Source organism: Streptomyces sp. NPDC001156 (genome assembly GCF_053598275.1).
Window position 1 is genome coordinate 1 of the sequence record NZ_JBSFJX010000309.1, and the last position, 7,342, is coordinate 7,342.

Annotated in this window: 5 protein-coding genes and 1 pseudogene; 5 read left to right on the top strand and 1 reads right to left on the bottom strand. The window is 68.4% G+C overall.

All coding sequences use genetic code 11. The annotated features are described in order from the left end of the window. A partial coding sequence (locus ACWDA7_RS48560) for a hypothetical protein (RefSeq protein WP_450614072.1) occupies nucleotides 1-542 on the bottom strand: 542 nt, incomplete at its 3' end. Nucleotides 543-1,903: 1,361 nt separating this feature from the next. On the opposite strand from ACWDA7_RS48560, the gene ACWDA7_RS48565 reads away from it, so the two are divergent. The 5 genes and pseudogenes from ACWDA7_RS48565 to ACWDA7_RS48585 all read left to right on the top strand — a co-directional run. Continuing rightward, on the top strand, nucleotides 1,904-2,437 hold the full coding sequence (locus ACWDA7_RS48565; protein ID WP_450614074.1) for a PadR family transcriptional regulator: 534 nt from the start codon (nucleotides 1,904-1,906) through the stop codon (nucleotides 2,435-2,437). A 47-nt stretch (nucleotides 2,438-2,484) separates the two neighbouring features. Next, entirely contained in the window at nucleotides 2,485-3,135 is a 651-nt protein-coding gene (locus ACWDA7_RS48570) for an ABC transporter ATP-binding protein (RefSeq protein WP_450614076.1), read from the top strand. Further along, entirely contained in the window at nucleotides 3,132-4,463 is a 1,332-nt protein-coding gene (locus tag ACWDA7_RS48575) for an ABC transporter permease (protein ID WP_450614078.1), read from the top strand. The genes ACWDA7_RS48570 and ACWDA7_RS48575 overlap by 4 nt, the downstream gene beginning before the upstream one ends. Nucleotides 4,464-5,072: 609 nt before the next feature. Beyond that, a pseudogene (locus ACWDA7_RS48580) lies at nucleotides 5,073-5,466 on the top strand (LOG family protein); the annotation flags it as partial. Nucleotides 5,467-5,888: 422 nt separating this feature from the next. After that, on the top strand, nucleotides 5,889-7,342 hold a 1,454-nt coding region (locus ACWDA7_RS48585), incomplete at its 3' end, for a PAS domain-containing protein (protein ID WP_450614079.1).

A 7,342-nucleotide genomic window follows, 5' to 3' on the forward strand; every position in this document is an offset into this window, starting at 1 on the left:
AAGCGTAAAGAACTCCCATCATCGCAGGTCACAAGGCACTTCTTCATTTTCCCAAGCGTCATCCACAGGCATCGGTCGGTGGATCGAGGCTTAGCGTCTCCCGGCTGCCGTTGCTCGACTTGCTCGACTTGCTCGACTGCCCGGCGAACGGCAGCGCGGAGTACCTCGTCGGGCTCGTTCCGCCTGAGTACGGATTTGAGAGAAACATGCGCTGCCGCCCGCACATCGGGATCCGGGTCGGAGAGCGCGGCGGAGATGATCGGCGCGTGCGCCACGGCGTCGGGGCCGAAGATGCCGAGGCCCTCGATCCCTGCGCGCCGCAACATCGGATCCTGTGCCGCCGCAGCCGCAACGAGTAGTTCCAGAGCCTCAACAGGTGCCTCCGCGCACAGCAGCGCCAGGCGAAACAGCGCCTGCTCGAACTCTGCGGTGTCGTGGCGGGTGGCTGCGGCGAGCCGCTCAAGCGCCTCGCCGACCGCCGGCGGACAGGCCGCACGAAGGCTGACCTCGTCGACCTGGCCGGGGGCGGTTTCGTCGTCCATCCGGCCATCCTGCCAGCAACCCAAACCCGATTCCCAAAGGTGGGGAGCATCCGGCCCGGCCGCAGCGAGCGCCCTCGTGGGCCTTCAGGCTGCGGACAACGTTACTCCGCGAGGCAGCCAGATGATCATTTGCCAGACACAGCCTAGGACCGGGCGTGCGGAGGACTCTGACACCAGCGTCTGACACCAACAAGGGCGGACAGCGACGGCCGGCGCCGGACCCAAGCGGACCATCCGTCGAGGTGCCAAGGCGGTTGCCCAGTGCCGACGGTGCCCCGTGATCGACCTGATAAGGATGAGGCCACAGCTCAATACTTGTCAGCCGTCCAGGCAAGTCCCCAACCCCCACGGATAGCGTGCCCCTCACGTGCCCGATCGACCGGGGACTGACGGGAAACCGCAGAGACTGACGCCTACAGCGGCGAAGGAGCTCGCGCAACTGCGGACCGTCGCAGCCGGTCAGAAGCCCGCCGACTCAGCCGTTTCGCCGGCACCCCCGTGAAGCGGTTCATCAACTCGCACGGGCCCCTTACATGCGGCGAGGTGGCATGCAAAGATCACGCCTGGCGGCCATCGAGTCGCACAGTTGTCGCATGGGGGGACTCGCTGTGGAGGTCATCGACTGGGCGCTGTTGGCCCTCTTTTGGCTCCTGACCTTCGTCTCCGGCACTGCCGCCATCTGTGCCGGATGGGTCCCCCCGTGGTTCAGGAAAACGGTTTCATCGCCGCGTCTCGGGGGCTGGGCGGACACTTGCATGGGCCTTGGGGGCACACTCACCGTGGGTCCCGTGCATCGCCACTTGGGATCGACGCCAATGACAGCACTCGCCACAATCGTGGGCTTCTGCTTCGTCTTCAGTGCCCTAGGTCTCTACCGACGGTCCTATCGACCCGAGCCGTCGAGGCCAACGGCATACCAACACACAGCAGCCTCAGCCGATGCTGTACAGCAGCGCAATACAGCAACCATCGCACCCACAACCGACCCCGACCGGCCGCAGGTGCCCAACTGACGTGCTTGGCGGACTTCAACGGCCGTCACGCCCATAGTTCGCATCGTGAGGGTCACGAGTGCACGGCTCTGTGCCACTTTCGTGCCAGAACGGGCGGGGAATCACGGGGAATAGGTGTGCGCAAGGGTACGGCCGCTGGACTCCGTCCAAGACAGGGAACCCGCAGGTCAGGCGCGTGACTGCCAACCTCGCTCCTAAAGCGGTACTACACGCCGATCCAGCCCGCCGCGTGTCGGCGCAGGCTCACCTCACTCCCCTCAGGCTGAGACGTAGGTCACAGCCCTTCGACCTGAGCAAGTCTCATCCGGCTATTCACTGACTACATGTATTCGGTGAATACTGCTGCCCATGAGCACCCGCCACATACTCCTTGGCCTGCTCGCCACCGGCCCGAGGCATGGATACGACCTCAAACGCCGACACGACGAGCGCTTCCCGCAGGCCCGGCCGCTTGCCTACGGGCAGGTCTACATGACGCTGCAGCGGCTGGTCCGGGACGGGCTCGCCGAGATCGAGGAGACCGGTTCCGACGGCGGGCCGGAGCGGACGGTGTACCGCTGCACGGACGCCGGAGCACGTGAACTCGCCGACTGGGCAGCGTCCGTCACGCCGCCCGCGCCGTTCGTAGCGAACGAGATCTTCGCGAAGGTCGTCGTCGCGATCCTGTCCGCCGGTGACCCGGCGGCCTACCTGCTGGCGCAACGAGCCGCACACATGCAGCGCATGCGGGAGCTCACGGCAGTGAAGTCCGCACAGGGCGCCGATCTCGCCACCGTGCTCTCGGCGGACTACGCCCTCACCCACCTCGACGCCGACCTGCGCTGGATGACAACCACCGCCGGCCGGCTCGCCACCTTGACCGCGGAGGTCGACGCAGCGTGAGCACCACCGACTCCACGCCGGGACAACCCCTTCTCGCTGCCCGGGAGTTGTACAAATCTTACGGCTCGACCCCCGCACTGCGCGGCGCGTCCGCCGAGCTCTGCAGCGGGGAGATCCTCGCCGTGACCGGCCCCAGCGGCAGCGGCAAGTCCACCCTGCTGCACTGCATGGCAGGGATCGTCCGTCCCGACCGCGGGCCGGTGATGTACCGCGACGAGCGCCTCGATCATGTGTCCGAGGAGCGGCTCAGCGAGCTGCGGCGGACCGAGTTCGCGGTGGTGTTCCAGTTCGGGCAGCTGATCCCCGAGCTGACCACGGTCGACAACGTCTGCCTGCCGCTGGTCCTCAACGGAACCGACCGGCGCACCGCCCAGGGGCAGGCACGTACGTGGCTGGAGCGGTTCGGTGTGCTGGGCAGGGCCGAGGCACGCCCCGGTGAACTCAGCGGCGGCCAGGCGCAACGCGTCGCACTGGCCCGCGCCCTGGTCACCGGCCCGAAGGTCGTGTTCGCAGACGAGCCGACCGGCGCCCTCGACTCCCTTGCGGGCGAGCAGGTGATGACCGAACTGACCTCGGCTGTACGGGAGTTGGGCGCAGCAGTGCTACTGGTCACGCACGACGCCACGGTCGCCGCGTACGCCGACCGTGAGATCCGGCTGACGGACGGCCGTACGGCCGCACTGGAGGTGTCCGAGTGAGGGCGGATCTGCGGCTGGCCTGGCTGCTCACCAGCGGTTCGGACCGGCGTGAGCGGTGGCGGATCGGCCTCACGGCCGTGGGCGCGGCCTGCGTCGCCGCCTTCGGCGGGATGGCAGCCGCCGTGGCGTCCGTACGCGGATACTCGAACCTTCCAGTCGCCCATGGCCTGTTGAACAGCCCGGGTCAGCGCCGTGGTGTGGTCCTGGCGCTGCTGCTTCTGCTGATCCCCGGTCTCGGCTTCCTCGGGCAGTGCGCGCGGCTGGGTGCCGTGCACCGCGACCGCCGTATGGCCCGGCTGCGGCTGGCGGGGGCCGCTCCGGGACGGGTGCGGCGGATCGCCGCGCTGGAGTCCGGGCCCGCGTGCCTGGTGGGCTCGGTCGTGGGCACCGTGGCGGTGGCCGGGTGTGTACTCGGGGCCGGCCGACCTCCGGCGCGACTGTGGTGGGTGGTGGCCGCCGTCATGCTCGCTGTACCGGCCGTGGGCGTGGCGGTGAGCCTGGCGGCGCTGCGCCGGGTGGTCGCCTCGCCTCTCGGCGAGGTGCGGATGTTGCCGCGCCGACAGGGCGGGGGCCGGGCGGTCGCGCTGGGCACGGCTCTGGTCGTGGCGGCCGTGACTGGGGGCGTCCTGGCGCTCACGTACGGGTCCGCCGGGCTGGTTCCCCTGGTCCTGTTCGGCGCGCTGCTCCTGATCGGGGCAGGGGCCGTGTGGGTGAGCGGTGGCATGGCTCGGTTGACCGGGCGCCGGTACGCGGCGCGCACCGGGCGTCCTGCCGTGCTGATCGCCGCCGAGCGGCTGTCCGCCGATCCATGGGCGGCGGCGCGCACCCATGCTGCCGTCCTGCTGGTGACGGTGGTGGGAACCGGCTTCATGGGCGTACGCGAGGCACTGCTCGAGACTCTGAACCACAGCGAGTACACCCCCACCGACGTGGACTTCTACACCGGCGGGATCGACCTGGCAGGGGCGGCGGTCCTGGTCGGCCTCCTGATCGTCCTTGTCTCGGTCGCCGTGGGCGCCGCCGAGTCCGTGGCCACCCGGCGCCGGGCACTTGCCCAGCAGGTCGCCGCCGGCGTGCCGCGGACGATTCTGAGCCACGCAGTGCTCCTGGAAACCGCTCTGCCGCTGGCACCGGCCTTGCTGGTCTCGGGTGCCGGCGGGCTGGCCGTCGGTATCTGGTACGCGTCACTCACTGGACACGGACTCACCGTGCCGTACTCGGCCCTGGCCGTCCCGCCCCTGATGCTGGCCGCCTGCCTGCTGGCCGCGGCGACCTCGCTGCCCCTGCTACGCCGCTCGACACAGCCCGCGGAGCTGAGGCACACGTGACCCGCCGCATATGTGAGGGCGGCGCCCATTCCTGAGGGCCTCCATGTGGGCCTGGAAGCGGGATGCCGGTGCTTTGCGCCTCCTGACGGCAGAAGACGACGGCAACAGAGGCGTACGCACCGGGACCCTGGCGGTAGCAGGGGGACTGCCTTGAGCCCTTGGAGTAGCAATGCGGCAGCACGCACGTAGCTCTGAATGAACTCCTAAAGCGGGTGTCGCAGGTTCGAATCCTGCCGGGGGCACTGTGCCTGATCAGGCACGATGCATCAGAAAGGCCCCTCGGAGTCGCCTCGGAGGGGCCTTTTGATCTTCAATGGGAACGCCATGGGAACGAGCCTTCAGGCGGCATCCTCCGTGGGAACGTCGCCCTCGTTCTCCGTGGTGGGAACGGCGACCTCGTCTTCTGTAGGAACGGCGAGCTCCTCCCCCGGCGTCTCGGCGACCTCCCGAGAAGTCGCCTGCGAGTGCAACCGGTCTGACAGGCGGCGCCCAGGGGCCCGCCTGGCCGTTCGGCGCGAAGTGGTCCGGTCATTTGCTCAGAAAATGGTCCGCACGTGTGGGCCGACGCGCGCATACGTTCGAGTCATGACTGCAACAGCGCCCACCCCGATGAACATCGGTGTCTTCCTCTCAGCCACTGACCTCGACGAGCTCTACACCCAGCCGACCCGCGAGTTCCGGGAGCTCATCGGCAGGGCCGGCCACCCCCTGGTGTCGGGCGGATCCGATACCGGGCTGATGAAGGTCGTCACCGACGGAATGCAGGCGTCGGGAGGGCGGCTCACGGGGATCGCCGTCGATTTTCCCCGGAAGCGGGTCAGGAAGGACGCCGACGAAATGACGTTCGCCAGGGATCGCTGAACGGAAGGCACGGTTGCTCGCCGTGTCCCACGCAGTAGTGGTGATGCCCGGCGGCGCGGGCACGCTGAACGAAGCGATCGAGGTCCTGGAGCTGAAGAAGCACGGCCCGTACGACGAGCCCGTGGTGCCGCTGAACACGGCGGCACCTCATCGTCTCCGACATCGAGGAGGCCCGCGCGGAGTTCGTCGGCCGCGGCACCGAAGCCGGCGAGGTGTTCCACGATGCCGGATGGCTCCTCCACCACGGCCACGATGCCGGAGGGGTCGTTCACCACGGCCCAGGCCAGGGGCGGGTGGCCGGCCCGCACCCTGCCCGTGTCGCCTACGCCTCCTACCTCACCTTCAGCGGCCCGGACGGTAACGGCTGGGCGGTGCAGGAGGTGAAGGAGCTGTTCCCCGGACGCTGACACCACGTCAGCCGCCTATGGGGCTGCGGCGGGGCATGACCAGCGTGGACGGTATCGGGCAACACGGGACGGCCCGCCGTGCTGAGGCGGTCGTCGGCCTCATGGCCGTCACTCCGCTTCTCCCACCGCCCGGCCCCGATCCTCTCCCGTCGTCGCCTTGGCCGCCGCAACAGCAGCAACCCTCCTGAGGATCGGCTTCTCCTCCCACCTACGCACCTACGCACCTACGCACCTGATGGGAACCATAATGATGAGCACTGCCCAGGCCGCACTCTTGGAGCCGCTGAGGTCCCGCGAGATATCCGACGCAGCGATAGCGCTGATCGACGAGCAAGGGACGGTCGTCGCGTGGACGCAAGCCGCTCAGCACCTTGTTGGGTACTGCGCTGAGGACGTGGTGGGCCGATCCGCCACACTCGTGCTGCCGTCCTGCGAGGAGGCGCTGGGGGTATCAGCGTTCGCCGAGCAGTGCCGTGCCCAAGGTGGCTGGTCCGGCACCGCGGCGGTCCGCCACCGCGACGGCCGTACGCTCAACCTGAGCCTGCACCTCTCGCTGCTGTGGGGACAGAACGGAACATTCCGGTGGCTTGTGTCCGCCACCGACATCGGCGCGCTCTCCCGGGAAGCGAGAAACGGATCGGTGCGGGAGTCGCTTCTCACCCACGCGCCGATCGGCATCGCCATTCGTGACCCGCAACTGCGCTCTACCTGGGTGAACGACACGATGGAGTGCTATGACGGCATTTCCCGTGACCGGCGGTTCGGACGTCGACTCACCGAGTCGATGTCCGGCTTCGAGACCGAGGCCCTCGAGGCGGTGATGCGGCAGGTGCTGCAGAGCGGCACTTCCGCGGTCCACGAGTACCGGGCATGGCCGGCGGAAGAACCGCGCCGGGAGCACGCATTCTCGGCCTCGTTCTTCTGCCTCCAGGACGCGGACGGCCAGGCACTGGGGGTGTGCATCATCAGCGTGGATGTCACCGGCAATCAGCGGACGCGCGAGCGCCTTGCCATCCTCAGCAAGGCCAGCACGCGTATCGGCAGCACCCTGGACGTCATGCAGACCGGACAGGAACTGGCCAGCCTCGCCGTGCCCCTGTTGGCCGACTACGTCACCGTCGACCTGGCAGAGTCGGTTCCATTCGGCAAAGAGCCCTCTGCCCGAATCGACATAAAGTATGATCGCCCCCCTGTGTTCCGCCGTGCCGGTTTGGCCTCGATCCACCCGGGAGTCCCAGAGTCGACGTTTGCGCGAGGGGAGACGGTTTTCGTCCCCCCGACCTCGCCGTTCGCCACCGTCTTGCGCACGGGAAGATCCCACCTGGAACCGGTGCTGGACGCCTCTCCTGGGACATGGGTCGACCACGACCCGGCGCGGGCGCAAAAGATCCGTGAGTACGGGATGCACTCCCTGATGATCGTGCCCATCATTGCGCGGCGCGCCGTCCTGGGTGTCGCGCTGTTCTGCCGCGGCGAGGACCCCGTTCCGTTTCAGGAGGATGACCTGCTCCTGGCTGAGGAGCTGGTCACCCGGGCCGCGCTGTCCTTGGACAACGCCCGCCAATACACGCGCGAACACACCACGGCCCTCGCGCTGCAACGCAACCTGCT

Excerpts from the sequence above, each read along its gene's own strand:
- ACWDA7_RS48565 (WP_450614074.1), top strand. The coding sequence starts at position 1,904 with ATGAGCACCCGCCACATACTCCTTGGCCTGCTCGCCACCGGCCCGAGG.